Here is a 25253-nt window from a genome sequence, read left to right on the forward strand (position 1 = left end):
TGTGCTGTCGAGGGTTTGCTGATTTCTCTGATTGTTCGATACCTAGTGAGTAGATGATACTTTTTATCAATCCACTCTTTTGCCATTTTGTCAATGCGTAAGTCCTAAACTCTATAGATATGGTTGTTACTTTCCGTAATATTCATAACTGGGTGAGTGCAGGCTATGCGGAGCAGGTTTATGAAGCAGCGTATAAAGCGCTCAAGCTAGGGGGTATTCTGGGAGTGGAAGAACATCGTGCCAAACCAGGTATTTCGCTCCAAGAGAGTATAAAAACGGGCTATATGTCAGAAGATGGCGTAATTGCGGCGGTGGAGAAAGCAGGCTTCAAATTGATAGGCAAGTCAGAAATTAATGCCAACCCGAAAGATACCAAAGACTATCCTGGAGGCGTTTGGGCATTACCACCAACCTTGAGGCAAGGACAAAAGGATCGGCAACGTTTCCTCGCTATTGGGGAGAGCGATCGCATGACGTTAAAGTTTATTAAGTCCGAAGCTCAGGGCGAACGCATCTAAATATTGATGCACAGAACGAAAGAAGAAGCTCGGAGGTATAACAGTAAGCCGATATGCTCACCAAAGAAGCAATTAAGGAAGAAATAATCGCTAGATGTGGCGAACTTGTTTCCTAATGGCTGGTCAATGGGTAGAAATGAATTGGTTTGGACTGAGTGCGCCTCATGTGATGTTTGTGCTGCTTGACCAGATGCGATTGTTATACAATTCCCAAACTGGCTATACTGCTGATGAGTGTTGTTTTGTTCACCATTGAAAAACCTTTTATGCAAGTGTTTTAGGTTGGAATTTACGTAAACGCAGGGCATTTGTGACGACGGAAACTGAGCTAAAAGCCATTGCTGCACCGGCGATGATGGGGTTGAGTAACCAGCCGAAGAAAGGGAAGAGAATCCCGGCGGCGATGGGAATACCAGCAACGTTGTAAATAAAGGCGAAAAATAGGTTTTGGCGGATATTGCGAATTGTGGCGCGGCTGAGTTGAATCGCTGTAACTATAGCTTGCAAATCTCCAGAAATCAGGGTAATATCACTCGCAGCGATCGCCACATCTGTACCTGTACCAATAGCAATTCCTACATCGGCTTGAGCTAAGGCTGGTGCATCATTAATCCCATCACCGACCATTGCGACAATTTTGCCTTCTGCTTGTATTGCTTGGACTGTAGCGGCTTTTTGGTCGGGACGGACTTCTGCTAACACTCTTTTAATCCCCACCTCACGGGCGATACTTGCGGCGGTGTGGCGATTGTCACCTGTGAGCATGACAACTTCTAAACCGAGTTTTTGCAATGCTCTGATAGCTTGGGCGGAAGTGGGTTTAATGGCATCAGCAATCCCCATTAATCCGGCAATTTTCCCGTCAACTGCCAACCACACGGCTGTTTTACCCAGATATTCTAAACGTTCTTTGTCTTGCTGCAAGGCTTGAGTGTTGATGCTTAATTCTTCCATCCAGCGTTGTGTACCAATCTGCACAAGATGGTGAGCAACCATACCTTGTACACCACTACCTACCACGGCTGCAAAGTCTGTAACATCTGCTAAAGTTACTTCCTGAGATTGAGCATATCTCACAACTGCTTCTGCTAGGGGATGTTCAGAATTGCGTTCTAAGGATGCGGCTAATTGTATCAGCTTGATTTCATTGCTGTTAACAGTACCTTTGACTGTGACAAAATCTGTAACTGTTGGTTTCCCTTGGGTAATTGTGCCGGTTTTGTCTAAGACAATTGTGTGAATTTGGTGCGCTAATTCTAGGCTTTCAGCGCCTTTAATTAAAATTCCGTTTTCTGCACCTTTACCAGTACCTACCATCACTGAAGTTGGGGTGGCTAAACCCAAAGCACAAGGACAAGCGATAATTAACACCCCAACAGTGGTCATCAATGCCAGGGTGATATTACCCATAAAGTTATACCAAATAATAAAGGTGAGAATAGCGATCGCAATTACCGCCGGGACAAACCACCCTGTAACTTGGTCTGCTAGTCTTTGAATAGGTGCTTTTGAGCCTTGGGCTTGCTGCACTAGTTGGACAATTTGCGCCAGTACAGTGTCTTTACCAACTCTTGTTGCTCGAAACTGAAAACTGCCAGTTTTATTGATGGTTGCGCCTATAACTTCATCCCCTGGTTGTTTTTTCACGGGTATACTTTCCCCAGTCACCATCGCTTCATCAACTGTTGATGTCCCGTCAACTACTTCCCCATCAACGGAAATCTTTTCCCCAGGACGCACCAGCACCACATCACCAATTTCTACTTCCTCAATCGGTACATCTACTTCTTGTCCGTTGCGAATCAACCGGGCTGTTTTCGCTTGTAAACCGATCAGCTTGCGGATAGCTTCTGAGGTTTGTCCTTTGGCACGATTTTCAAACAGTCGCCCCAATAAAATCAAGGTAATGACAATTGCCGGAGTTTCATAATACACATCTGGCATCAATCCCTGAGTGATAAGAAAGCTAGGAAATAAGGTTGCGAATAGAGAATAAAAATATGCTGCACTCGTACCTAACACGATTAGAGTATCCATTGTAGCAATATGACGCTGAAAAGCTTTCCAGCTGTTGACGTAGAAGAAGTAACCACACCAAAACTGTACAGGAGTGGTCAGGACTAATTGCAGCCAAGGGTTATGCAGCCATATAGGAATGCCAGGCAGGTGTAACCCTGTCATCATTGGTAGTGAGCCAATCACCAGCACGATACTGATGATGCCCCCTACTGTTAGCTTTCGCCGCAAATCACGGGATTCTTGTAGGCGATATCTTTTTTCTTCATCATCTTCTCCTGCCATCAAGTTGTGTTCTTGGAGGGGAGATGCAGAATAACCTGCGGCATCCACCGCGTTTTGGATGGCTTGTAAATCCGTTTTCCTGGGGTCGTAATTAACTGTTGCTTGTTCTGCCCCAAAGTTCACACTACATTCATTTACACCTGGGACAGAACTGATAGTATCTGCAATACTTTTAGCGCAGGAAACGCAACTCATACCGCGTAGCTTAAGTGTCGCATTCTTCATTTGCAGACTCCAATGATCAAGCTTTGTTCAAGACTGATTTCATCTTGAATCCTCCAGTGAACTGGAGTGTCAAGAGGGTAGAGGAAAAGAATTGGAACTACGCAAAAAGTCCTTTTTTAGGAGCATGACTAAATTTAACAAGTACGTCGCCACAATAAAGTCAAACTATATGAATAAAAATACATAAATCTGAAAGCCTCTTTCTATCTAGCTTTTATACAAGAGAATACGCAAAAATACTTATGCGTTTTACTTGATAAAAACGATTAATATCTAAACCTAACCACTTAATTTGAGGTGAAACGAAACATTTTCTTGATTAAAGCTTTATACAAGAAAACGTATTACTACAGTTTTTTTATTTGGTTAAGGAAAGTTAAAACTTATATATAGCAACCCACTTTGATTTTTGATCTTACTTGTGTAGGAAAAGAACAGGGTACAGGATAAAGGGTATTAAGTTACGGGGTACAGGTAAAAAGCATCTCTTCAATTGTTAGTTTTTCAGAAATCAAATAGGCATCCTGTAACTGTTCAGCATTAGTTGATAATAGCTGAAGACAAAGAAACATGGCGACTATTTCTAACTTAAATAACGGCATTTTTACTGTTAGCGCAGCAGGCAACGTCAGCGTTGATTTTCTCTATGACGGCGGGATGAATAAGGGAGAATTAGCAATTTTCAGCCTGGAAGGCATGGAAAATATGGCGGTGGGTTCGATAGAATTCATCCGAGAGGCAAGTAGACGCGCTCTTAGCAATTCTCAATCTGGTTATGTGGTTGTTCGAGATCAAACTGAACGCGCTCGTTTTACCGACCTAAATCAAGAATTATCCTGGGAAAAAGATTTTAACAGTGGCGTTTACAATGGGCCACAAACCTTTCAGATGAAAGCAGGTAGTAAATTTGCAATGATGTTAATTGCAGATAGTACCGTCGCTAAAATTGCTCAATATCCCACATCTAGCAGCAATGTCCTGTTTTCTTTTGGTTCAGTAGATAATGCAACCGGAAAAGTTTCACCCCAAATTGCAGACATCACTGGTAAGGGCAATACCTTTGGTTGGGAAGATAACAACACCTTAAAGTCGAATGATCGTGACTTTAACGATATGGTAGTGCAGGTGTTGGGTGCAACTGCCAATGCAGCCTCTCTCCAAGATTCTACCTACAGCAGCCGCAACTGGTTAAATACCGGAGTCGGACAAGAATTATCAGACTATGCCAATCGTCCTCTGTTTGAAACAGGTACTTTTATCGTCAATGGCACTGGTCAAGTTAAATTAGACTATCTCTATGATGGCGGTTCCTATCAAGGACAATTAGCTGTATTTAGCCTCAAAGGTATGGAAAAATACCAGCAAGGCTCCTTAGCATTTATCAAAGAAGCGGCCACCCGCGCTTTAAGTAACTCTACACAAGGTCGCATTCTGATCAGCGATCGCCAAGAAGGAGCGCGGTTTGATGGTAATGTTAGCTGGGAAAGTAACTTTAATCAGGGCAGCTACCAAGGAATTGATTCTTTCACGATGAATGCTGGGGACGAAGTGGCGTTCATGTTGGTACAAAACGGCAGCATTGAAGAGATTTATCGCCAGCCGCAAATTAGCTACGAATGGGGAAAAAAAGTCATTTTTTCTACCGACCAAAATCAGATCGTTGCTGTCGATAATAAAGGAACTCTGGCATTTGAAGATATCATCGTCGGCTCTAGTAATTCTTACATAGATTACAACGACGTTGTTTTCCAAGTCCAAGGACTAAAAAGCAACAACATCACTAACATGGATGCAGTCGTTAATCCTAATCAGGACTGGCGGACTACTGCTATTGGGCAGGAAGTACTCAAATATAGTAACCGCACTATCTACAACGAAGGTGTTTTTCAGGTCGGTGAAACTGGAACGGTAACTGTTGACTATCTTTACGATGGCGGTGGCTATCAAGGACATTTAGCGGTCTTTAGTCTCACCGGCATGGAAAACTATGTTCCTGGTTCCAATGCCTTTATTAAAGAGGCGACAAATCGCGCTCTCAGTAATTCTCAGATGGGTTATATCTTAGCTAGAGACCAACAAGAAGGGGCGCGTTTTACGGAAAAAATGCCTTGGGAAGCCAATTTTAATTTTGGCCCCTATCTAGGCGTAAAAACCTTTCAAATGAAAGCAGGCGACACATTTGCCTTTATGCTCGTACCTAACACAACTGTTCAGGAAATCAACCAAACTCCGGGTATCAGCAAATCTAGTACAGCATGGCAATTAGGTAAACTGCCTCTGTTCTCTATCCCCGAAGCTAACCCTAGTGTGGCTGGCGGACAGATGATAGATATAGATGGCAACGGTACTTTTGCCTTTGAAGATATTCCTATTGCAGCTTCTAATTGCGATCGCGATTATAACGATGTGGTCTTCCAAATCAAAGGAGCAAAAGGAATTGTTCAGTCAATAGATAACTTCTCCAACTTCGAGCGTGACTGGCGCACCACAACAACGGGAAAACAATTACTCGACTATGCTAATCGAGCTTCTTTCGATGAAGGTATGTTCACTGTTGATCAAACAGGCCAGGTAAAAATTGACTTCCTCTACGATGGCGGGATGTATTCCCAGGGAGAAGTCGGTATCTTTAGCCTCAAGGGAATGGATATCTACAAAGCTGGCTCTGATGCTTTTATCCAAGAAGCACTTCGACGCGCCACCAGTAATTCTGCCAATGGCTATGTTGTGGTTAAAGATGCTCAAGATGGCGCTCTCTACAGTGATCATACTGGCGTTCTCGACTGGGAAGCTAACTTTAATGCAGGAAAATATCAAGGCACGAAAACTTATAACCTCCAAGCTGGAGATACTATTGGTTTTGTTTTCATGTCCAATGGCGCACTCACGGATGCTTTGACTGGACAAACTTTAACAAATCAAAATAGACCTCTTTTCTCAATGTCGGCGGCTAATTTAGAAGATAAAGTCCAAGTAGCAGAAGTGCTAACAGGTGCTAAAGGAGCCATTCTTGGTTTCGACGACGTGCCACTAAATCGCGTTCCTAACCGAGACTTCAATGATTTTGTGATCAGTATTCAAGGTGTGCAGACTCTTGGCATCTCCAAAATAGAAAATGTCATGGCTCACAATCTTAATTGGGTTGATACAGCAATAGGCCAGGATATACTCAATCATTCTCAAACCGGTATCTTTTCATCTCTAATATCACCATCAGTTATGACTTTGGTTTAGAGATGAAAGCTCATCCCTCAGCAAAAAGATTGCACCCGACGGTTAAAATCGCCGCTATACGAGCAGCCTAACCCTCCAGGCTCAAAAATATTGATTTCACCTTAGTCCGCTCAAGCGGACTAGGTTTGTATAGCCGCTACTTTCAATCGTTCAGGCTTGGTGCAAGATATTAATCAGGTAAAACTTACTCAAATAGTATGAGGTTTTTAAATTACATAGTTACTTGTATGGTTTGTTGACAGTTGACAGTTGACGGTTAACTGTCAACTGTCAACAGCCACCACGAAAAGATGTGCTTTGGAATTTTGAATTGATTAGTCCTTACACTCAACTTTTATTCAAAAACTACAGTACGATTTCCATAAACCAAAACCCGATTTTGCAGATGTAGGCGCACGGCTCTAGCTAATACGACTCGTTCTAAATCCTTACCTTTTCTAATTAAATCCTCAACTTCATCGCGGTGGCTAACTCTCACCACATCTTGCTCAATAATTGGCCCAGCATCTAATTCTGGAGTAGCATAGTGGGCTGTGGCACCAATAACTTTCACACCGCGTTCAAAGGCTCTATGGTAAGGATTTGCGCCTACGAAGGCTGGTAAAAATGAGTGATGAATATTAATAATTTGCGGAAATTTTATAATAAAGTCTGCACTAACAATTTGCATATATTTTGCTAATACAACTAAATCAATTTTATATTGTTGTAGTAATTCTAATTGTTTGGCTTCCTGTTCAACTTTGTTATCTTTATTAATAGGAATATGGTAAAAGTCGATGCCAAATTGCTCTGCAACTACTTTTAAATGGGGATGATTACTAATAATTAAGGGAATATCAACGGCGATTTCTTTGGCGCGTTGTCGCCAAATTAAATCATAAAGGCAATGGTCTTGGCGACTTACCCAAATGGCAATACGTGGGATTGTATCAGAAAAATGTAGCTCCCACTTAGCGCCTAGAGGTTGAGCTATGGCATTAAATGCTGCCCCAATAATCTCTCGCGGCAAATTGAAACCCTCTAACTGCCATTCAATACGCGTGAGGAATAACCCAGCCGCAAAATCTGTATGTTGGTCAGCGTGAATAATATTACCGCCATTGGCGTAGATAAAGTTAGCGATTTTAGCGACTAATCCCCGTTGGTCGGGACATGAAATTAGTAAGGTTGCAGTCGGATTGGTCACGTCAGTTCGCTCCGGATTTAAAATTCAAAATTAACAATACCCATGAATCAATTCAGGTATTGATAGATTCGCTGGGACTCTGAATTTTATCGTAAATTTAAGGGTTTAAAACCCCTCTTGGATAAAATCATGTCCGTCGAAAATCGGCACACCCTATGTGAAGAAGAAGACGCGATGAATCGCGTCTCTACAAGAATTTTGAATTGATTCATGGGCTATTGGTAGGAGTTGGCTGAGGTAGATTTGGTGGTGCAACTTTATCTAAACTGACCGGTTGTTGCCACTCTGATAATTCTCTATTGACAGCATTTTCAAAATCTATAGAGACCACTAGCACATTTACATTACCATTTGGTTGAGTGATAGGGTCAGCTTGGGCATAGACAAAACGACCGCTCAAATCAGGCTTACCCAGAATCAACTGATGGGTTTTTTGATTTTTGAGGTTAATGTTGATGGTGGCTTGGGGTTGGTTTAAACCAAATTCGGCTGTTTGGTTAGCTGGTGTGGATATAGTATTCGTACTCTTTCCTTTTACCAATAAATCCATCAAATAACTAACTATAGGCTCGTTTGCAGGTTCTGATACAGGAGATTTCAGCAACCACTTAGGCTGATTAGACTGCGGGTTCCGTTGCAAATTCACCGTCAGTTTTTGAGTTTTTACAGTGAGAGACTGGACATCATCTTCTGTAAAAGAAAAGATTTGCCGTTGATTCTCCCTAGCCTCTTCTCGCTGAGTAGCACCGCGAATTTCCCAGAAATAAACAAAACCACTCAACCCCAGGGCTAACAATAACAAAATTAAAGTTTTTTTAGTCATTGGTTATCTACGCTTCCACCAGATAATGGCGGCTGTGACTAAGCCGAGTAAGGGTAAAACAAACAGAGAGGATAGTGTTAAGAGGTTGGCTTGTGAGGTGGATAGGTTCATTCGTCTATTTTTTGGTTCTTTAGGACGAATCGAAAGGGGTTGCTGGTCTTGCTGACTTAGCCAGGTGACAGAATTAAGGAAGACATCCCCATTTAATTGCTGTTGAAATATGGTGTTGGTGACAAATTCTGAATTCCCTATCACTACTAGCCGTGATTCGGTGGCTGGTTTTTCAGGCTTCTCTTCGCTTGGGGGAGTTGTTGTTGTTGGGGATGGTGAAGGAATGGGACTGGCTTGACTTTGGTTTGTTGGGGATGAGGTGGGAGTGGGGCTTGCTGGTGTTGTTGTTGGGGATGGTGAAGGAATGGGGCTTGCTTGAGTTTGGTTTGTTGGGGATGAGGTGGGAGTGGGGCTTGCTGGTGTTGTTGTTGGGGATGGTGAAGGAATGAGGCTTGCTTGAGTTTGGTTTGTTGGGGATGAGGTGGGAGTGGGGCTTGCTGGTGTTGTTGTTGGGGATGGTGAAGGAATGGGGCTAGATGAGGCTGGTAGTTTTCTCGTTAAAGCTACACCCAAGGTTAAAGGCCCTTTCAGGTCTTTTTCGGGGTTAAACTGCAAATTTTCGTTTTCTAGGTCGCTTTCTGCCCAACTGTTGGGATAGGCTTTGGTTTTTAACAATGGGGTAGACTCTACACCAGCTACCGGAGTAATTTCTAGAGGTCTGGCTAGGGGATAAAAGGAAATATTGTTACCAAAATCTTTTGTAATCGGGTGTTGTCCGTAGTCTGTAACTATAGGTGCAGCCGGGCCGAGTTGTGCGCCAGTTCCAGAGACATCGACTGCTAAACGATCATCTAAGCGTACACCCCATTCTTGCAGTAAGCTGTTGATGTTGGGGTTGGTGCTGGGGTCAATCATGAGTAGGGCGTTACCACCACGATTGAGATAGTCTTGTAATGCTTTGACTTCTGCGTCAAATAATCCGCGTTTAGGGCCTGCTAGGATTACAACGTCAGCATCATCAGGCACTTTGGCATTTTCTACTAAATTCAAAGGTGAGGAATTATAGTTTTTATCACCCAATGCTTGGACTGCTTGAGAGATAGTACCTTCACCTTCAGCAATTGGGTGTTCGCCATGACCTTGGAGGAAGTAGACTTTGGCAGTGCGATCGCTAATAATTTGTTGTAGGCGATTGGTTAAGCGAATTTCTGACAGGCGTTCATTCACACTCAAGGTTTGCACTAATTGCCGTCTATTCCCAGATTCTATAAAAACTTGACCATAATCACCATAATTTTTAACGCCAAATTTTTCCGCTAGTCCTGGTCTAGTTTGAGGATTAATATACTCAAAATCAAAGTTACTACTTTTGCGGCGATAATTTTCTAAAATTTGTTGGTCTTGGGGATTTTGGGTGACATCAAACACCCAAACTTTTACTGGTTGTTGGAGATTTTGCACCAGTTGTTGTGATTGTGGTGATAGGGTAAATAACTGGGATTCTGTTAAATCTGCCCGTACTTGGTAGCGACTCCCTAAAAAGTTTATCAGTCCCAAAATCACCAAAACTGCCAGAATTGCCGCGATAGCGTTAGTACCGGCTTGGGTAGAACGTCGTTTCCACCATTGACTACGCTGACTTTGCCACGCTAACCACAACCCAACGATGATAATTCCAGAAATTAATAATGCTAGGGTAATTGTCCCCCAGGTATCAGAAACTAATCCAGACGTTAAACCCGCGACAATCAAGAAAGGGCCTAACCAAAATAAATATTTCCAAAGTTGCTTTTGTTTAATGATTTTCATATTAAAAGTCAAATGTCAAAGGTCAACAGTCAACAGTCAACAGTCAACAGTTACATATTTTTGGACACTGGACTATTAACTATGGACTATTGACTAATTACGCTGAAATCTCAGTGCATCAATTGATTGGGCTGTAAGAAAGATTCCCAAAAAGATGTAACTGGCAAATAATATTAAGGCGCTGGTGTCAAAAATGCCTTGAATAAAAGTGTTGTAATGTTTTAGTAGAGATAAATGCCCAATTATTTCTCCTACGGGGCCACCGATACCTTTAGCAATGACATCCACAAATAACAGCAATAAAACTAGGGCAAAGGTGAAGACCGCAGACAAGATAGTGCTGTCGGTTAAGGAGGAAATAAACATTCCTAAGGATAAAATGGCTGCTGCTAGTAAGATTAACCCCAAATGAGCGAGTAGGGGTATTGTAGCTGGCATTGGTGGATTAGAACTACTAAGAGCGATCGCTTCAAATAGTAGTAATGGTACAACTAGAGTAATAAAAAATGTCAGCACACCTAATAATTTACCAACCGCTACTGCCCAATTAGTGACTGGTGAGGTGGCTAAAAGTTCCAATGTACCGCGTTTGCGTTCTTCGGCGTACAATCCCATCGACAACACTGGCAAGATAAATAATAATAGCCAACCCAACCGATCTAAAAATGCCTGGATAAATTCCGCCGGTACATCAATTGGGGGGACTGGTACTCCTAGTTGTTGTCCTTGTACATCCAAAGAAGCGACGTATACTAAAATGCCATTTGGCCCCAGCAAAATCATCACTAAGAATAACCCAGCGATGAACCAAAATACAGAGGCGATCGCATAAGCTAAGGGTGAGACAAAATAACTCTGTAACTCTCGGCGATAAATGGCAATAATATTGCTCAAGACTATACCCATTTACGCTGCTTCTCCTTCTTTGGTTGCTGAATCGTTCAGGGATGTGAGATTCTTTTCTTCTGTAGTTAGTTGCAAGAAGACATCTTCTAGGGTAGCGCTGACACGGCGCATTTCGTGCAAACCAAATCCCGAACTGATTAAAGTTGTAGCAATATCTTTGCCGGCTTCGCTTCCCGGTTTTGAGAGTACACGCAAGTATGCACGGTTATCTCTGGGAAGATGATGACCAGGAATAGATTCTACCAAACTCACCCCAGGCACTTTTTGTAATACCTGCTTGGCTAGGGCTACTTCCCCCTCAACTTCAATTTCATAACCTGAGCCACCTGTCAACTGGGTCATCAAATGTTCTGGTGTGTTTGTAGCTACTACTTTACCGCGATTGATAATGGCAACACGGCTACAGGTCATACTTACTTCTGGCAAAATGTGAGTAGATAAAATTACTGTGTGGGTTCCTGCGAGGCTTTTAATTAAATTCCGTACATCGATAATTTGTCTGGGGTCGAGTCCCACCGTCGGTTCATCCAGAATAATAGCTGGTGGGTCATGAACAATCGCCTGAGCAATACCCACCCTTTGACGATATCCTTTAGATAATTTGCGGATAATTACTTTACGCCTATCCTCCAGATTACAACGTTTGATCGCTGCGTTTACTTTGGGATTGCGATCGCCTGCGGACACCCCTTTAATCCGCGCCACAAAATGCAGAAAACCCTCCACCGTCATATCTGTATATAACGGCGGCGTTTCTGGTAAATAACCAATACGCTGACGCGCCGCCAAAGAATTTTCGTGGACATCAAAACCCGCAATTTTGGCTGTCCCACTACTTGCGGGTAAATAACCAGCCAAAATCCGCATAGTTGTCGTCTTCCCCGCCCCATTCGGCCCCAAAAACCCCACAATTTCCCCAGGTTCGACACTAAAAGTCACATCAGTAATTGCTGGGGTGGAACCATAGATTTTACTTAGATGTTCAACTTCAATCATCAGTTTCGTCGAGCAACTTCATCTAGGGTACTCAACAATATTGACATTTTCCCAACCCTCTTGACCAAAGAGGCAGGGGAGCAGGGAACATGACTTAAAATTAGACTCAATAGGATTAACCCTCACAATGCCAGAAATTTATGAAGATGTCATCAATATATAAGGTCAAATAAATCATGCAGCCAGCCCTACATATTACAACCCAAATTCTCCCCGGTAACAAAATAGAAATAGAAATTCCCGAAGCTGGAATTGGCGATACCGTTGATGTCTTCATCGTCCTACCAGAAAAAGCCCAATCAAACCGACGTTCTGTTATGGAGATTTTAGAAGAAGTTCATGCTAAACGCCAACCAAGAAGTGCAGAAGAAATAGATAGACAATTGCAAGAGGAACGAGACTCATGGGACAGTTAACTCTCCCCTCTTCTAGCCTTATCTACATAGACACGGTAGTAGTGATTTATAGCGTGGAGTGGAATCCTAACTATTATTCACTACTTGAACCTTTATGGTTAAAATTCCAAATGGGAGACATTAAAATTGTTAGCAGTGAACTTATTCTCATGGAAGCGTTAGTACGTCCTTTAAGGAATAATGATATATTCCTCATCAATACATACGAGCAATTACTATTATCCGCAGCAATGCAACTCACGCCGATTAATCAAGACATATTAAAACAAGCCGCAAACCTTCGAGCTACAACCAAACTCAAAACCCCAGATGCGATTCATGCAGCCACAGCCCTATCTGTAAACTGTAACCAATTCATCACCAACGATCAAGCCTTTGGCAACATTCCTAATTTACCCGTCACTATTCTTAGCGAACTCCTATCCCCTTAACTATTACTCTGCGCCTCTGCGTGATCAAAATCCTATGCCTATACATGACATTATAGATAATCGCCAGCAAAAATTAGTAGACCAAATCAACTGCATTCTCAACTCATCATCGTCTGCACATTTCGCCGTCGGTTATTTCTTCCTTTCCGGCTTCACCGCCATAGCAGAACAACTAACAAACATTAAAGAATTACGCTTGCTCATTGGCAATACCAGCAACCACCAAACCATCGAACAAATCGCCCAAGGATCAAATTAATATTTTAGAAAGTGCATTTCGTAGTTCTGGAAATCAAGCTATTAACAGAGAATTAAATATCATGCGCAGCAATGGATTATCTGGAGAGGATTTATTTCATCAACTGGTACAAATTTATCATCAGCATAATATGCGTGAGTGGTTAAATAACAGTTTGCCAATATTGTCCCAACCCATTCCCATTGTGATTTGCAGCGAAGCCCTGATATAAGTAGTGTTGCTTTATGATGGACGTAATTTCCACAAATTGCTGCTCAATCATTAATGGTGAACAATACGCCCATTGCCACAGTCTATGTCAACCCAGCAACGGGGAATGACGCTAACACAGGTTCACGGCAGAGTCCGTTTAAAACCCTGACCCGCGCTTTGAAAGCTACTCCACCAACGATTGTCCAACTGAGTGCTGGGACTTATAATACCGCCAATAAAGAAGTTTTTCCCTTGGTTATTCCTGAGGGGGTAACGGTGGTAGGGAACGAAGCCAGCAAAGGTGCAGGAATTTTGATTTCTGGGGGGGGAGAATACCAAAGCCCTAGTTTTAGTGTGCAGAATGTCACCTTAGTTTTACTCAATCAAGCCAGTATCCGGGGTGTGACTGTCACCAACCCCATAGCCAAGGGTACTGGTGTGTGGATTGAATCAACTGCGCCTAACATTGCTAATAATACTTTTACTAATTGTGGTCGAGAAGGCGTATTTACTAGCGGTACAGCCAAACCAGCCATTTTAGATAACGTATTTGTGCAGAATGCGGCTAGTGGTTTATTTATGGCACGCAACAGCAAAGGGGAAGTATTGCGGAATGTGTTCCAAAAGAATCCTTTAGGTATCGCTATCAGTGACTTTGCTGCACCTTTACTCGTTAATAACAAACTATCAGAAAATCGGACAGCGATCGCTCTTTCTCGCAATGCCCGTCCTGTACTACGTCATAATTTACTCATCAAAAACACCCAAGGCGGATTATTAATCAATGAAAACGCCATCCCTGACTTGGGTAGCAGCCAAGATACAGCTGGCAATATTTTCAGTAATAATGGTGAATTTGATATTCAAAATACTACAACCCAAAAATTAGTTTCTGTAGGCAATCAATTAAATCCCACCCAAGTCAAGGGATTGGTGGAATTTCCTGCCGCCATCATCGATATTCCCATACAGTCGGCTAACACTCGTTTTCTTGACCTAGCCGGGCATTGGGCAACCGCTTTTGTAGAAGCGTTGGTAAACAAGGGACTCATGAGTGGCTTTCCCGATGGCACATTTGCCCCCGATGCACCAATCACCCGCGCCCAATATGCGGCGGTGATTGCCAAAACCTTTCAACTCCCCGCCAACAATCAGCCACCCAAATTCACCGATATCAAATCAGATTTCTGGGCAGCATCAGCCATCACCAAAGCCGCCCAAATGGGATTTATTAGCGGTTTTCCTGATGGAACCTTCCGCCCCATGCAGAACTTAAGCAAAGTGCAAGCAATCGTTTCCATTGTTAATGGTCTGAAATTAACTGGAGGTAGCCCCAATGTGTTAACTGTATACCGCGATCGCGCCCAAATTCCCAGTTATGCCACAAATCCCCTCGCCGTCGCCACCCAAAACAGCTTGGTTGTCAACTATCCCCAAACCGATAGACTAGAACCACTGCGAGATATCACCCGCGCCGAGATAGGGGCTTTAATTTATCAGGCATTAGTAGCTAATGGGCAAGAAAAAGCGATCGCTTCACCATATATAGTCAGCCCTGAAGTTGATACTCCCTCCTTCACCGATCTGACAGGACACTGGGCTGAACCATTCATTCGCGGTTTAGCCAGCATGGGGATCACCAGTGGTTTTGCTGATGGTAGCTATCAACCAAACAAACCCATGACCCGCGCCCAATATGCGGCAATGGTAGCAGTAGCCTTTAACCCATCAGCGAGAAGACCAGCCACAGATTTTGCTGACGTACCCAAGAATTTTTGGGCATACAAAGCCTTACAAATCGCCGCTAGTGGCGGCTTCGTCAGTGGTTTTAGCGATCGCACCTTCCGCCCCGACCAAAACGTCCAGAGGCTACAGGTCATCGTCTCTCTAGTCAACGGATTAGCCCTATCGACAGTTGATAGCAATAACTTACTCATCTACACTGACAATAATAATATTCCTGAATATGCTCGCAAAGCCGTGGTTACAGCAACACAACAAAAAATTACTGTCAACTATCCAGACCCAAAACAGCTAGCACCAACCAGAGAAGCCACCAGGGCAGAAGTAGCCGCAATGGTCTATCAAGCCTTAGTCGCCATACAAAGAGCGCCAAGTATTAACTCACCCTATATTATTTCGACAGTTAGCAGTTGAACAAGTAAAATAAAAAACACTGCCTTTTAGTCGGAAAACTCTTGGTAATAAATCCTACAGCCAAAAACACGCTAGGCTATATGCGATGGGTCGATGATTCATACCTATTGCCAGCAGCTAAAGGTCTTATGTCAACATCAGTACCAAACACCTATGCCAAATTGGCAAAAGCCCTACTCATTAACTATAGTTTTGACCTTAGTGGTTATCACGTTGATGAGTTAGTTAACCGTTGGCAAAAACAATATCCCGCCGACTGGCTGCATCTAGCAGTAATTGAGGCACTATATCAAGGTCGCTATAAAGCAATCTCAGTACAGCAACTCTTGGCATTTTGGCAAAGGCGGGGTCAGGAAATATATCATTTCAACATGGAATTTGAACGCCTGATTTGCAGCAAATTTCCTGAAAGCTTAACTCCAATGGCTGCATCCGAACAATATAGCAGACAAGGAAAAAACCAAAATCAGACCCTACAATTGATGAGTTTCAAACAACAGGAACAAGTCAAAGAAGAAGAGGAACCCCCAACCGAAAAGATGTTGGCACTTCCTAGCGCGAGTATGACAGCTAGTATTGAGGTCAGCTTAAGCCAACCAGAAGATTATCTAGGTCAGCCTTTCTCCCTCAACCCTGATATATCCACAAAACTACTACCAATATCAGTCACTCATCCACCTATTGGGCAGTTTACCCCACAAACAAGCGATCGCTCCGAGTCCTTCACCTCAAAACTCAAAGCAATATCTAACGAAAATCCCTAATGATGAACAACAGAAGACTTAACCATCTGCGTTAGTCTCCAGTCATTTCCATCAAAAACACTCTTATTTTGCATTAAAAACCTTAATAATTGTTTCTATATTTTCTTTTTATATTTAATTAATTCAATACATAAATTGCCGTGAGTCTTAAAGCGTGTTTGAAAAGTGGTTAGCGGTGATTTTAAGCACTTGTAGATCCCCCCTGACCCCCCTTAAAAAGGGGGGAAAGCTTCTCAAAGTCCCCCTTTTTAAGGGGGATTTAGGGGGATCGAATAACTTGTGTGTACACGGTAGCCGCGCCGAGGAGAGAGGCTTTAAAACCTTAATTTTTCGTTGAGCTTTGAAGACATTTAAGCCCCTCTCCGACGCGGCGAGGGGTTGGGGAGAAGTCATCGAACTTACGTTAACTAATCCTGACAGTCTTAGGTGTATTTCTGCGTCTCTTATTGATACTTTCCTCATCAATATTTACTGCTGGAGAAGAAAGAATACCTTGATAATCACGACTATCTTGATAGTAGGCAAATGTTCTTATTAAATTTGCCAAATCTGTAGTATTGCTTTGTTCACGAGGAATTGTAGTCCAATTAGAAACTTCCACTAGACTAGCGCTTGTATAGCTAGAATTTAATCCAGAAAGCGTCGTATTACTACTACCTGTGTTTGACAAAGCACTCAAATTAGCACTGGGGAGTGTACCACCATTCGCGGCGGTAGAAGTGAGAATCTGACGCGCTTGAGCATCAGTGAGATTATTCTTAGCACTCAGCATCAACGCCACCACACCCGCAACGTGAGGAGCAGCCATTGATGTTCCCGGCATAAGACCATATTGACCACCTGGAAGTGTAGAATATATACCTATGTCGAAGTAGTCGCTGTATGCGCCTGGGGCTGTGACGTATGCCAGTGGAGTTGTTCCAGGGCGGTTGGAAAAATCGGTTAGGGTTCTATTGTAATTGACTGCTCCCACAGCAATTCCAAACTGGTCTGCATAACGAGCGGGGTAGCCTGGTAGAGATTGACCTTCATTCCCAGATGCAGAGACAACAATTGCTCCTTTACTGATGGCATATTGAATAGCTTGTAGCCTTTCAATATTAGTAGATGAACCACCTAGACTTAGATTAATGACTTTAGCTCCATTATCTGCGGCGTAACGAATACTATTGTTGACTGCTTCAAAGCTAATGGAGCTATCGGAGGGATCTCTACCCCCAGTTCTCAGTGCCATAATTTTGGCATTATAAGCAATACCAGTAACCCCAAAACTATTCCTTGTGGCAGCAATAGTACCAGCTACATGAGTACCATGACCATTTCTATCTAAGGGGTCATTATTGTTATCTAAAAAGTTCCAGCCATAGATATCATCAATGAAACCATTACCATCATCATCTATGCCATTACCCGCAGTTTCCCTGCTATTCCTCCACATATTGGCACTTAAGTCTGGGTGTGTATAGTCCACTCCACTATCCACCACCGCAACGATAATACCCTGACCAGTGTATCCCCTAGCCCAGACTTCAGGTGCTTTAATCGCATCTGCTCCCCAATCATTACCACCTAAGTCAGCTACATCAGCAAAGGTGCTTTGATTAAGGGCTTTCGCCACGGCGGCGGCGGCGTTGACTAACCCATAACCTGTAGTGGAGTTAAATCCGCCGCCATTAGCAGGGTTTAAAGTAATGCGTGTACTTATGTAAAAACCATTGTTACTTTCATTGCTCTCAGCAACAGATCCTGCTCCATCGGCTCTCAATATGAGGTAGTATTGGCCGGGATTCAGAGTTGGATTAAACGTAATAGATGTGGAGCGAGAAATAAAGCTACCAGGTGTCACACTAGCATTAGCTTGAGTTTCAATACCTAAGTCGATATCATCATCACCGAATGCGGTATCTCGTGAAAGATAAAAACTTGTCTTACTCCCTCCAGCAGTGCCATTACCTTGATTTTTCAGTTGATAGTTAACTTGCAGTGTAGTCCCGATGGTAGCACTACTAGCAGATGTAGCATTTTGGATTACTAAATCGGGTGCAGTAATTGTAATAGCTCTCGCGGCGACGTTATTATTTTCATTGCTTTCTCTTCTTGTTCCATCACCATCAGCTCTATACAGCAGATAATAATTACCAGTAACAGTGTTGCTTCTAATTGTTAAAGATGTAGAGCGTGAAGCTACAGCAGAGGGTGCAAGACTAGAGATGCTATCAAAGCCTAAATAAACATCATCATTACTGAGAGTTTGGTCTTGGGAAAGATAAAAATTAGTGAAATGAAAACCAGCATTGCCATTACCTTGGTTTTTTAATTGATAACTAAGTGAAATTGTTGTCCCAATGTTAGCGCTGGTAGGAGCCGAAGGATTCTGGACAATTAAATCTGGTGCCGCAATTGTAATCGCTTTGGCGGTAACATTGTTGGTTTCGTTGCTTTCACTGATTTCGCCATTGCCATCAGCTTGCAATAGCAGATGGTAGTTACCAAAATTGATATCCCTACTTATAGACAAATAGTAAGATTCTGAACTATAAGTGCCAGCATTTAGTACAGGATAAAAGTAGTTCGGGTCAGAGGCTAACAATATATCATCACTACTAAGATTTGTGTCTCTAGACAAATAAATCTTAGTTGTATGATTACCAGCACTAGCAGTACCTTGATTCGCTATTTGGTAGTTGAGTGTAAATAAGCCAGGGTCAACAACACTAGGAGCAGAAATATTTTGGATGATCAGGTCGGGTCTTGGGCCATTAACCGTGATGGCTCTAGAAGCCACATTATTAGTTTCATTACTTTCCGCTACTGTGCTATCTGCATCAGCCCTGAACAACAAATGATAGTTACCTCCAGCGATGCTATTGGCTATAACAATCGAAGCAGTTTCAGAACTGACTGCACCTGCGGCGATGCTATTCACGGTATCTGAGCCTAACAACACATCATCTGTGCTGAATGTTGTGTCTCTAGAAAGGTAAAATCTGGTGGTGCTAGCAACGGCATTTCCAGCACCTTGGTTTCTTACCTGATAACTCAATGCGATCGCACTACCTACTGATGCCGTCGTTGGTGCTGTGGCATTTTGAACAATTAAATCAGCTGTGTTAATCGTGATGGCTCTAGAAACCACATTATTAGTTTCATTCCCTTCTGCCACTGTGCTATCAGCATCAGTTCTGAATAGCAAATGATAGTTACCAGCCGCGATGCTATTGGCTATGACAATCGAGGCTGTTTCGGCACTAACAGCACCTGCGGCGATGCTAGCGACAGAATCTGAACCTAACAACACATCATCTGTACTGAATGCTGTGTCTCTAGAAAGGTAAAATCTGGTGGTGCTAGCAACGGCATTTCCAGCACCTTGGTTTCTTACCTGATAACTCAATGCGATCGCACTACCTACTGATGCTGTCGTTGGTGCTGTGGGGTTTTGAACGATTAAATCAGCTGTGTTAATCGTGATGGCTCTGGAAACCACATTATTAGTTTCATCACTTTCTGCTACTGTGCTATCAGCATCAGTTCTGAACAATAAATGATAGTTACCAGCCGCGATGCTATTGGCTATAACAATGGAGGCTGTTTCGGCACTGACAGCACCTGGGGCGATGCTAGCGACAGAATCTGAACCTAACAACACATCATCTGTGCTGAATGTTGTATCTCTAGAAAGGTAGAATCTGGTGGTGTTAGCAACGGCATTCCCCACACCTTGGTTTTTTACCTGATAACTCAGTTGGATGGTGCTACCTACTGATGCTGTCGTTGGTGCTGTGGGGTTGTTTTGAATAATCAGGTCTGGATTCCCTGCCGAAGTAATATTAATGAGATTGCCAAAGGCGTTATTATTTTCATTGCTTTCACTCACATAGCCATCAGCATCAGCATAGTAAATCAAATAGTAGTTACCAGGGTTGATGTTACTACCAATGGTGAATGTGGCTGACTCTTGTCTAGAAGCACCAGCCGCCAGACCACTCACATAGTCCAAACCTAGATAGAAGTCACTACTATCAATATTCAAATCTGGAGATAAGTAAAATCTGGTATTGCTATCACCAGCACTTCCATTACCTTGATTCCTGACTTGATAGTTAATCTGAATACTGCTCCCAACCCTTGCTGAGGTGGGAATTGAGGCGTTTAATACAGTTAAGTCTGGCTGGGTAATCGAGATTGCTGCACCGAAGATATTGTTATTTTCATTACTTTCACTTACATAGCCATCACCATCCACATAGTAAATCAAATAGTAATTACCAGGGTTGATATTACTACCAATAGTGAGTGTGGCTGACTCTTGACTAGAAGCACCAACCGCCAGACCACTCACATAGTCAAAGCCTAGATATCTATCAGTACTATCGAGATTAAAATCTGGAGATAAATAGAAGTTAGTGAAGCTGTATCCAGCGCTTGTACTACCTTGGTTTCTGATTTGATAGTTGATTTGAATACTGCTCCCGACATTAGCCGAAATAGGAATTGAGCCGATTGGTGCTGTTAGGTCTGGTAGGAATGATGCTTGTGTAAAATTAGCGTTACTTGTATCATTTGTTCTTAAATCATTACTTGGGTAGTTATTAGATACTAAAACTTCTGTCGCTTCACCTGTGTAACTACTACCGATGATTGAGTTTATGGCAGCATCGAGGGGGAAGTAATCTTTATTACTATTAAAAATCCTAGAGTTCCTAGCAGATGATAAGGTATCGCTTAAATTGTTATATTCACGGGTAACACTCATGAACTATTTAACCTCAAAGAGTAAAAAAATTTATACAGACATAAATGCTAAAACTATCTATTCATCTAGCTAAAGACTAGATGCAGGAGAAATTATAATCATTTTTCTAAAATCTAAATATGCAGAAAGATGCACAATTGAGCCGTGAAATTATCCAGCTAAATAATATTATTTTTATTTTTGAGTAGAAAATTTGGTATAACCGTAGAGTTAACTCCTGCTCTATTTCTAGGTTCTTAGCAACACACACAACTGTGCTGCCAAGCAAGCATCAGAGTAGAAATAATGTTTTAAAAGATACCGAAATTTAAGTTATAAATTTGAGTGTTAAAAACGAAAAAAAGATCATTTTTCGTTTTTTTAACCTTTCCTTAACCTAAGAGTTGCGCCCTATAAGGCATCTTATAAACACGGTCTTGCTTGGGTACTAATTTTTCAAATGTATTGGGAAAGTAAAAACCCCAGCACTCAAAAAGTACCGGGATTCCAAATATAAGTTACCTTCAGTTTCACATGAAAAACGCATTTTTGAAAGTGAGTCTCACTATTTTAGCGATTGTTCCTCTTGGGTTAGCTGCTAAAGATACCGCATATATAGCTTTAGCCTCAACGATTACGCCTACCTCTATTGCTGCTATTTGCCAACTAGCTGACAAGTCTAAGTCATTACAATATAGCAAGCAGGAAGGCGATCATAATTAGTCTTTGATTAGTCTGCAAACGCTGACCAATCGGCGGGGGTAAAACAAAAAGAAGCTTGGCATAAAGGTTTTGTTGCCTTTATGCCAAGCCACTGTTGTTATCTCAGTGCAGAAAGAAAACTATAACTGCTTACACGTTGGCTTGTTGACGTTGGTACAGTGACCAGTACAAGCCTTTTTGTTGTAAAAGCTCTGGATGGGTTCCCCGTTCTGCAATCACGCCTTTTTCTAAAACGAGAATCAAATCTGCTCGTTTTAGGGGTGCAAAGCGGTGAGCAATCAGAAATACAGTGCGGTTAGCGGAAATCTTTTGCAAATTTTGTAACACTTGCTGTTCGGTTTCACTGTCTAAAGCGCTGGTCGCTTCATCCAACACGAGAATCGGCGCATCACAGAGAAACAACCTGGCTAAAGCAATGCGCTGTCTTTGTCCACCAGATAAAGCTGTACCTCTCTCTCCTACGTTCGTTTCGTAACCGTAGGGCAATTGACTGATAAAATCATGGGCTACGGCTAATCTAGCGGCTTCCACTACTTGCTCGGCAGTAATATCGGGATTCCCCAAGGTAATATTTTCCAAGATGGAACCGTTAAATAAAAAGTCTTCTTGGAGAACTACGCCAATTTGTTGTCTCAGGGAGGACAAATCTGCACTTTTGATATCAAAACCATCAATGAGAATGCGTCCTGATTCAATTTGATAAAGCCTTTGCAGCAGCTTAGACAGGGTACTTTTCCCAGAACCACTGCGTCCAACAATTCCCACAAACTGTCCTGGTTCTACATTAAAGGAAATTCCTCGCAGTACTGGTTCTGTATTAGTTTTGTAGCGGAAAAAGACTTGTTCAAAGCTAACTTGACCTTTTAGGGGTGGTAGAACTAAACCAGTCCCCATTTCTGCTTCTGGTGCAACGTTGAGGATATCGCCAATCCGGTCTACGGAAAGTAGAACTTGTTGCAGATTTTGCCACAACTGCACTAGGCGTAAAAGTGGGCCTGTCACCCTACCAGAAAGCATTTGAAAGGCGACCAATTGCCCAATTGTCAGTTTTTGGTCAATGACTAATTTTGCCCCAAACCACAGAATTAGTAAGGAGGAAAAGTTAGTGAGAAAGTCCCCAATATTACTGCTAATGTTAGATGTGGTAGAGGCTTTGAAGCCAGTACGCACGAAACGAGCAAATAATCCTTCCCAGCGATCGCGTGCTACTGATTCAGCTGCATGAGCTTTGACAGAATGAATACCTGTAACTGTTTCTACTAAGAATGATTGGCTGTCGGCACTACGGTTAAAGGTTTCGTTGAGCCAGTTACGTAAAATAGGTGTAGCAACTATTGTCAGTGTGGCGAATAGGGGCAGCACCGCTAACGCCACAAAAGTAAGAGGAATATTGTAATAAAACATCAATGCCAAATACACGACGGCAAAGATGCTATCTAAAATTACCGTTAAGGCTGTACCTGTAAGAAACTGGCGAATTTGTTCTAGTTCCTGAACCCTGGCTACGGTGTCGCCTACACGCCTGGACTCAAAATAAGCCAAGGGTAGGCGCATTAAATGGCGGAATAATTGTGCTGATAAGCTTAAATCTAAACGTCTGGCTGTATGAGTAAAGATAAATAACCGCAGAATCCCCAATATCGATTCAAATACAGCGATCGCTAAAAGTGCGATCGCCATAACATCGAGAGTTGGTAAACTCTCCTGTACCATCACCTTATCAATCACAACCTGGGTAATTAGTGGTGTACCTAAACCCAATAGTTGCAAGGTAAAAGACGCTAATAATACTTCTGCTAAAAGTTTGCGATATTTCCAAACTGCTGGGGTGAACCAACTCAGGTTAAATTTTTCCTGCTTGGATATCAGTTCTACTTGCCACAACTGACCATCCCAGCATTGTTCCACCACTGATTGTGGTAGACTTTCACAAAGATTATCAGGATTTAAGGGATTAGCAATAATTAAGCGATCGCCTTTTACTCCATAAGCTATCACCCAAGAAGGATCAGGCATGGACTCGGCTTGTAACTGCAACAAAGCTGGGAAAGTCAGCTGACGCAACTCAGCCCAAGTCATTTGCAATCGTCGCAGTACGAAGCCTAGTTTTTCTCCGGCTTCTACCACTTGTTTAGGACTTTGCCCCCGCAGTTGGCGTTGTACCCATTCCAAATTCACCGCATTTTCCAGGTGTTGGGCTGCCATTGTTAAACAAGCCGCACCTGTATTCCAACTGCTAACAAAAGGATAACTCAGGGTTACAGGTGTAGGACTTTGGGGAGTTTGTTCTGGCGGTGTAAGCGGTTGTTGCAAAGCAGGAGACTGGACGGATGTGACCTCATTCTCCATCTCAGTATGCTCTTGTCTCGCCAATCCCAGCCAAAAATCTTCCATCGCGGGAGTAGATATTTCCGCCCACAGATGGGTATCCCAACAAGCCACTATCACTTCCTTACTAGCAGCTACGGCTTTGTATTCTCCCGGTAGCTTTTGTAAGTCACCAAACCAATCTCCCATTTGTATAGCAGCCAAAGATTGACCGCTTCCTTCTTCCCGCAAGCGGACTTTCCCAGCCACAATAAAAAACTGATAACCACCCGCTTCGCTTGACCAGATTTTTTCTCCTAGTCGATAACGACGGATTTCTAAACGTTCTTCCAGTAGGGATCTTTGTTCAGGAGTGAGCCAATTGAGAGGCGGTTGATTCCAAGGTATGGCAGCTAGCACTTTGATTTTTAGAGATTCGTTATCTAGAATTTTTAACTCACTTGTAATTTCACCGTCAGCTTTTGAATTTTCTCTGCTAACCATTTTTCAAATAGTTCGTTTTGTAACGCTTGCTTGAGTTGAATATCATCTAAAGACGCTGGTAGAAACTGTTCCACCCGAAACAAACCATAGCGTCCATCAATTTCTATAGGCCCGACTAGTTGACCAGGAGTAGCCACATCAATAGCAGCCCGTAACTTGTCTGGCATAGTTCCCCGACTAATTGGCCCCATCATGCCATTAACTAGGCGATCGTCTAATATAGAATACTCTTTGGCTAATTGTTCAAAACTGCCCCCTTCTGCAATTTGCAGTTGTAATTCCTCTGCCAGTTCTCGACTATCAACCACAATCCGCGATATTACCACCCGATCCAAAAAGATTTTCTGCTCAATAAAATATTCTGGGAGTTTAGCTTCTGTCACTAAGGTTTTCAATTTTTCTAATTTAAAGTTAAAAGTAATTGAGGCATGGAACCTGGCATAGTCCGTACCATTGTTCGTTAACCAGTCTTGAAAGGCTTGGGGGTCAGCGAGTTGATTTTTGAGGCGAAAATCAATCACTGTTTGTTCAGTTAATGCCGGATTGATTTCTACGTCGTCTCGCCCTTGAATTTCCTGCTCAATGACGTACTGACGAAGGACATCACTAATAAATTGACCCAACTTCCCTGAGGATTGTAGGTATTTTACGGTTTGTTCAATTGAAATGGGTCGGTCATCAATGCTCAAAAATGATAGAGTTTCCATGAAATC

At 42.6% G+C, this 25253-nt stretch carries 19 protein-coding genes; 10 read left to right on the top strand and 9 right to left on the bottom strand.

Going from position 1 to position 25253, the window contains the following annotated elements:
- Nucleotides 1-119 precede the first annotated feature (119 nt).
- Nucleotides 120-518: a class I SAM-dependent methyltransferase gene (locus H6G14_RS16115; RefSeq protein ID WP_242053456.1), complete on the top strand. Its 399-nt coding sequence runs from the start codon at nucleotides 120-122 to the stop codon at nucleotides 516-518.
- Between the two features lie 94 nt (nucleotides 519-612).
- Nucleotides 613-774: a hypothetical protein gene (locus tag H6G14_RS16120; RefSeq protein ID WP_190568368.1), complete on the top strand. Its 162-nt coding sequence runs from the start codon at nucleotides 613-615 to the stop codon at nucleotides 772-774.
- 8 nt (nucleotides 775-782) lie between these two features.
- On the opposite strand, the gene H6G14_RS16125 is transcribed toward H6G14_RS16120, so the two are convergent.
- Nucleotides 783-3044, bottom strand: a complete 2262-nt coding sequence (locus H6G14_RS16125) for a heavy metal translocating P-type ATPase (protein WP_190568369.1) — start codon at nucleotides 3042-3044, stop codon at nucleotides 783-785.
- Nucleotides 3045-3614: 570 nt separating this feature from the next.
- On the opposite strand from H6G14_RS16125, the gene H6G14_RS16130 reads away from it, so the two are divergent.
- Complete coding sequence (locus tag H6G14_RS16130) at nucleotides 3615-6278, top strand: DUF4114 domain-containing protein (RefSeq protein ID WP_190568370.1); 2664 nt, start codon at nucleotides 3615-3617, stop codon at nucleotides 6276-6278.
- 334 nt (nucleotides 6279-6612) lie between these two features.
- Here H6G14_RS16130 and purU read toward each other — a convergent pair whose 3' ends face one another.
- The 5 genes from purU to H6G14_RS16155 all read right to left on the bottom strand — a co-directional run bounded on the left by purU (nucleotide 6613) and on the right by H6G14_RS16155 (nucleotide 12052).
- Nucleotides 6613-7467: a formyltetrahydrofolate deformylase gene (purU, locus tag H6G14_RS16135; protein ID WP_190568371.1), complete on the bottom strand. Its 855-nt coding sequence runs from the start codon at nucleotides 7465-7467 to the stop codon at nucleotides 6613-6615.
- Between the two features lie 208 nt (nucleotides 7468-7675).
- A complete protein-coding gene (locus H6G14_RS16140; protein WP_190568372.1) occupies nucleotides 7676-8290 on the bottom strand; it encodes a DUF4340 domain-containing protein in 615 nt (204 codons plus the stop codon).
- Nucleotides 8291-8293: 3 nt separating this feature from the next.
- Nucleotides 8294-10150 carry a GldG family protein gene (locus H6G14_RS16145; protein WP_190568373.1) on the bottom strand — a complete coding sequence of 619 codons (1857 nt, stop codon included), beginning with the start codon at nucleotides 10148-10150 and terminating at the stop codon, nucleotides 8294-8296.
- A 93-nt stretch (nucleotides 10151-10243) separates the two neighbouring features.
- Nucleotides 10244-11056, bottom strand: a complete 813-nt coding sequence (locus H6G14_RS16150; RefSeq protein WP_011320911.1) for an ABC transporter permease — start codon at nucleotides 11054-11056, stop codon at nucleotides 10244-10246.
- Entirely contained in the window at nucleotides 11057-12052 is a 996-nt protein-coding gene (locus tag H6G14_RS16155) for an ABC transporter ATP-binding protein (protein ID WP_190568374.1), read from the bottom strand. It abuts the gene before it with no gap.
- A gap of 176 nt (nucleotides 12053-12228) precedes the next feature.
- On the opposite strand from H6G14_RS16155, the gene H6G14_RS16160 reads away from it, so the two are divergent.
- The 6 genes from H6G14_RS16160 (at nucleotide 12229) to H6G14_RS16180 (ending at nucleotide 16271) form a co-directional block, all read left to right on the top strand.
- On the top strand, nucleotides 12229-12468 hold the full coding sequence (locus tag H6G14_RS16160) for a hypothetical protein (RefSeq protein ID WP_190568375.1): 240 nt from the start codon (nucleotides 12229-12231) through the stop codon (nucleotides 12466-12468).
- Nucleotides 12456-12899: a type II toxin-antitoxin system VapC family toxin gene (locus H6G14_RS16165; protein ID WP_190568376.1), complete on the top strand. Its 444-nt coding sequence runs from the start codon at nucleotides 12456-12458 to the stop codon at nucleotides 12897-12899. The genes H6G14_RS16160 and H6G14_RS16165 overlap by 13 nt, the downstream gene beginning before the upstream one ends.
- Before the next feature lie 34 nt (nucleotides 12900-12933).
- Nucleotides 12934-13158, top strand: coding sequence for a phospholipase D-like domain-containing protein (locus H6G14_RS16170; protein ID WP_242053457.1), 225 nt, complete (start codon nucleotides 12934-12936; stop codon nucleotides 13156-13158).
- A 61-nt stretch (nucleotides 13159-13219) separates the two neighbouring features.
- The gene (locus tag H6G14_RS33365; protein WP_206757606.1) at nucleotides 13220-13369 is read left to right on the top strand and encodes a hypothetical protein; all 150 of its coding nucleotides are present in this window, start codon (nucleotides 13220-13222) and stop codon (nucleotides 13367-13369) included.
- 53 nt (nucleotides 13370-13422) lie between these two features.
- Nucleotides 13423-15507 carry a DUF1565 domain-containing protein gene (locus H6G14_RS16175; RefSeq protein ID WP_190568377.1) on the top strand — a complete coding sequence of 695 codons (2085 nt, stop codon included), beginning with the start codon at nucleotides 13423-13425 and terminating at the stop codon, nucleotides 15505-15507.
- Between the two features lie 128 nt (nucleotides 15508-15635).
- Complete coding sequence (locus H6G14_RS16180; protein WP_422394079.1) at nucleotides 15636-16271, top strand: hypothetical protein; 636 nt, start codon at nucleotides 15636-15638, stop codon at nucleotides 16269-16271.
- A gap of 403 nt (nucleotides 16272-16674) precedes the next feature.
- Here the strand turns inward: H6G14_RS16180 and H6G14_RS16185 are convergent, their stop codons facing one another.
- Entirely contained in the window at nucleotides 16675-21027 is a 4353-nt protein-coding gene (locus H6G14_RS16185) for a CARDB domain-containing protein (protein WP_190568378.1), read from the bottom strand.
- Between the two features lie 513 nt (nucleotides 21028-21540).
- Here H6G14_RS16185 and H6G14_RS16190 point away from each other — a divergent pair.
- A complete protein-coding gene (locus H6G14_RS16190) occupies nucleotides 21541-21729 on the top strand; it encodes a hypothetical protein (protein ID WP_190568379.1) in 189 nt (62 codons plus the stop codon).
- A 129-nt stretch (nucleotides 21730-21858) separates the two neighbouring features.
- Here the strand turns inward: H6G14_RS16190 and H6G14_RS16195 are convergent, their stop codons facing one another.
- Nucleotides 21859-24540: a peptidase domain-containing ABC transporter gene (locus tag H6G14_RS16195; protein WP_190568380.1), complete on the bottom strand. Its 2682-nt coding sequence runs from the start codon at nucleotides 24538-24540 to the stop codon at nucleotides 21859-21861.
- Nucleotides 24489-25247 carry a peptidylprolyl isomerase gene (locus H6G14_RS16200; protein WP_190568381.1) on the bottom strand — a complete coding sequence of 253 codons (759 nt, stop codon included), beginning with the start codon at nucleotides 25245-25247 and terminating at the stop codon, nucleotides 24489-24491. The genes H6G14_RS16195 and H6G14_RS16200 overlap by 52 nt, the downstream gene beginning before the upstream one ends.
- Nucleotides 25248-25253 lie beyond the last annotated feature (6 nt).

This window comes from Nostoc parmelioides FACHB-3921, from assembly GCF_014696625.1.
In the GTDB taxonomy this organism is placed as follows: domain Bacteria; phylum Cyanobacteriota; class Cyanobacteriia; order Cyanobacteriales; family Nostocaceae; genus Trichormus; species Trichormus parmelioides.

Excerpts from the sequence above, each read along its gene's own strand:
- H6G14_RS16150 (WP_011320911.1), bottom strand. The coding sequence starts at position 11,056 with ATGGGTATAGTCTTGAGCAATATTATTGCCATTTATCGCCGAGAGTTA.
- H6G14_RS16180 (WP_422394079.1), top strand. The coding sequence starts at position 15,636 with ATGTCAACATCAGTACCAAACACCTATGCCAAATTGGCAAAAGCCCTA.
- H6G14_RS16130 (WP_190568370.1), top strand. The coding sequence starts at position 3,615 with ATGGCGACTATTTCTAACTTAAATAACGGCATTTTTACTGTTAGCGCA.
- H6G14_RS16115 (WP_242053456.1), top strand. The coding sequence starts at position 120 with ATGGTTGTTACTTTCCGTAATATTCATAACTGGGTGAGTGCAGGCTAT.
- H6G14_RS16195 (WP_190568380.1), bottom strand. The coding sequence starts at position 24,540 with ATGGTTAGCAGAGAAAATTCAAAAGCTGACGGTGAAATTACAAGTGAG.
- H6G14_RS16185 (WP_190568378.1), bottom strand. The coding sequence starts at position 21,027 with ATGAGTGTTACCCGTGAATATAACAATTTAAGCGATACCTTATCATCT.
- H6G14_RS16125 (WP_190568369.1), bottom strand. The coding sequence starts at position 3,044 with ATGAAGAATGCGACACTTAAGCTACGCGGTATGAGTTGCGTTTCCTGC.
- H6G14_RS16175 (WP_190568377.1), top strand. The coding sequence starts at position 13,423 with ATGGTGAACAATACGCCCATTGCCACAGTCTATGTCAACCCAGCAACG.
- H6G14_RS16120 (WP_190568368.1), top strand. The coding sequence starts at position 613 with ATGTGGCGAACTTGTTTCCTAATGGCTGGTCAATGGGTAGAAATGAAT.
- H6G14_RS16200 (WP_190568381.1), bottom strand. The coding sequence starts at position 25,247 with ATGGAAACTCTATCATTTTTGAGCATTGATGACCGACCCATTTCAATT.
- H6G14_RS16170 (WP_242053457.1), top strand. The coding sequence starts at position 12,934 with ATGCCTATACATGACATTATAGATAATCGCCAGCAAAAATTAGTAGAC.
- H6G14_RS16165 (WP_190568376.1), top strand. The coding sequence starts at position 12,456 with ATGGGACAGTTAACTCTCCCCTCTTCTAGCCTTATCTACATAGACACG.
- H6G14_RS16140 (WP_190568372.1), bottom strand. The coding sequence starts at position 8,290 with ATGACTAAAAAAACTTTAATTTTGTTATTGTTAGCCCTGGGGTTGAGT.
- H6G14_RS16145 (WP_190568373.1), bottom strand. The coding sequence starts at position 10,150 with ATGAAAATCATTAAACAAAAGCAACTTTGGAAATATTTATTTTGGTTA.
- H6G14_RS16190 (WP_190568379.1), top strand. The coding sequence starts at position 21,541 with ATGAAAAACGCATTTTTGAAAGTGAGTCTCACTATTTTAGCGATTGTT.
- H6G14_RS16155 (WP_190568374.1), bottom strand. The coding sequence starts at position 12,052 with ATGATTGAAGTTGAACATCTAAGTAAAATCTATGGTTCCACCCCAGCA.
- H6G14_RS16160 (WP_190568375.1), top strand. The coding sequence starts at position 12,229 with ATGCAGCCAGCCCTACATATTACAACCCAAATTCTCCCCGGTAACAAA.
- H6G14_RS33365 (WP_206757606.1), top strand. The coding sequence starts at position 13,220 with ATGCGCAGCAATGGATTATCTGGAGAGGATTTATTTCATCAACTGGTA.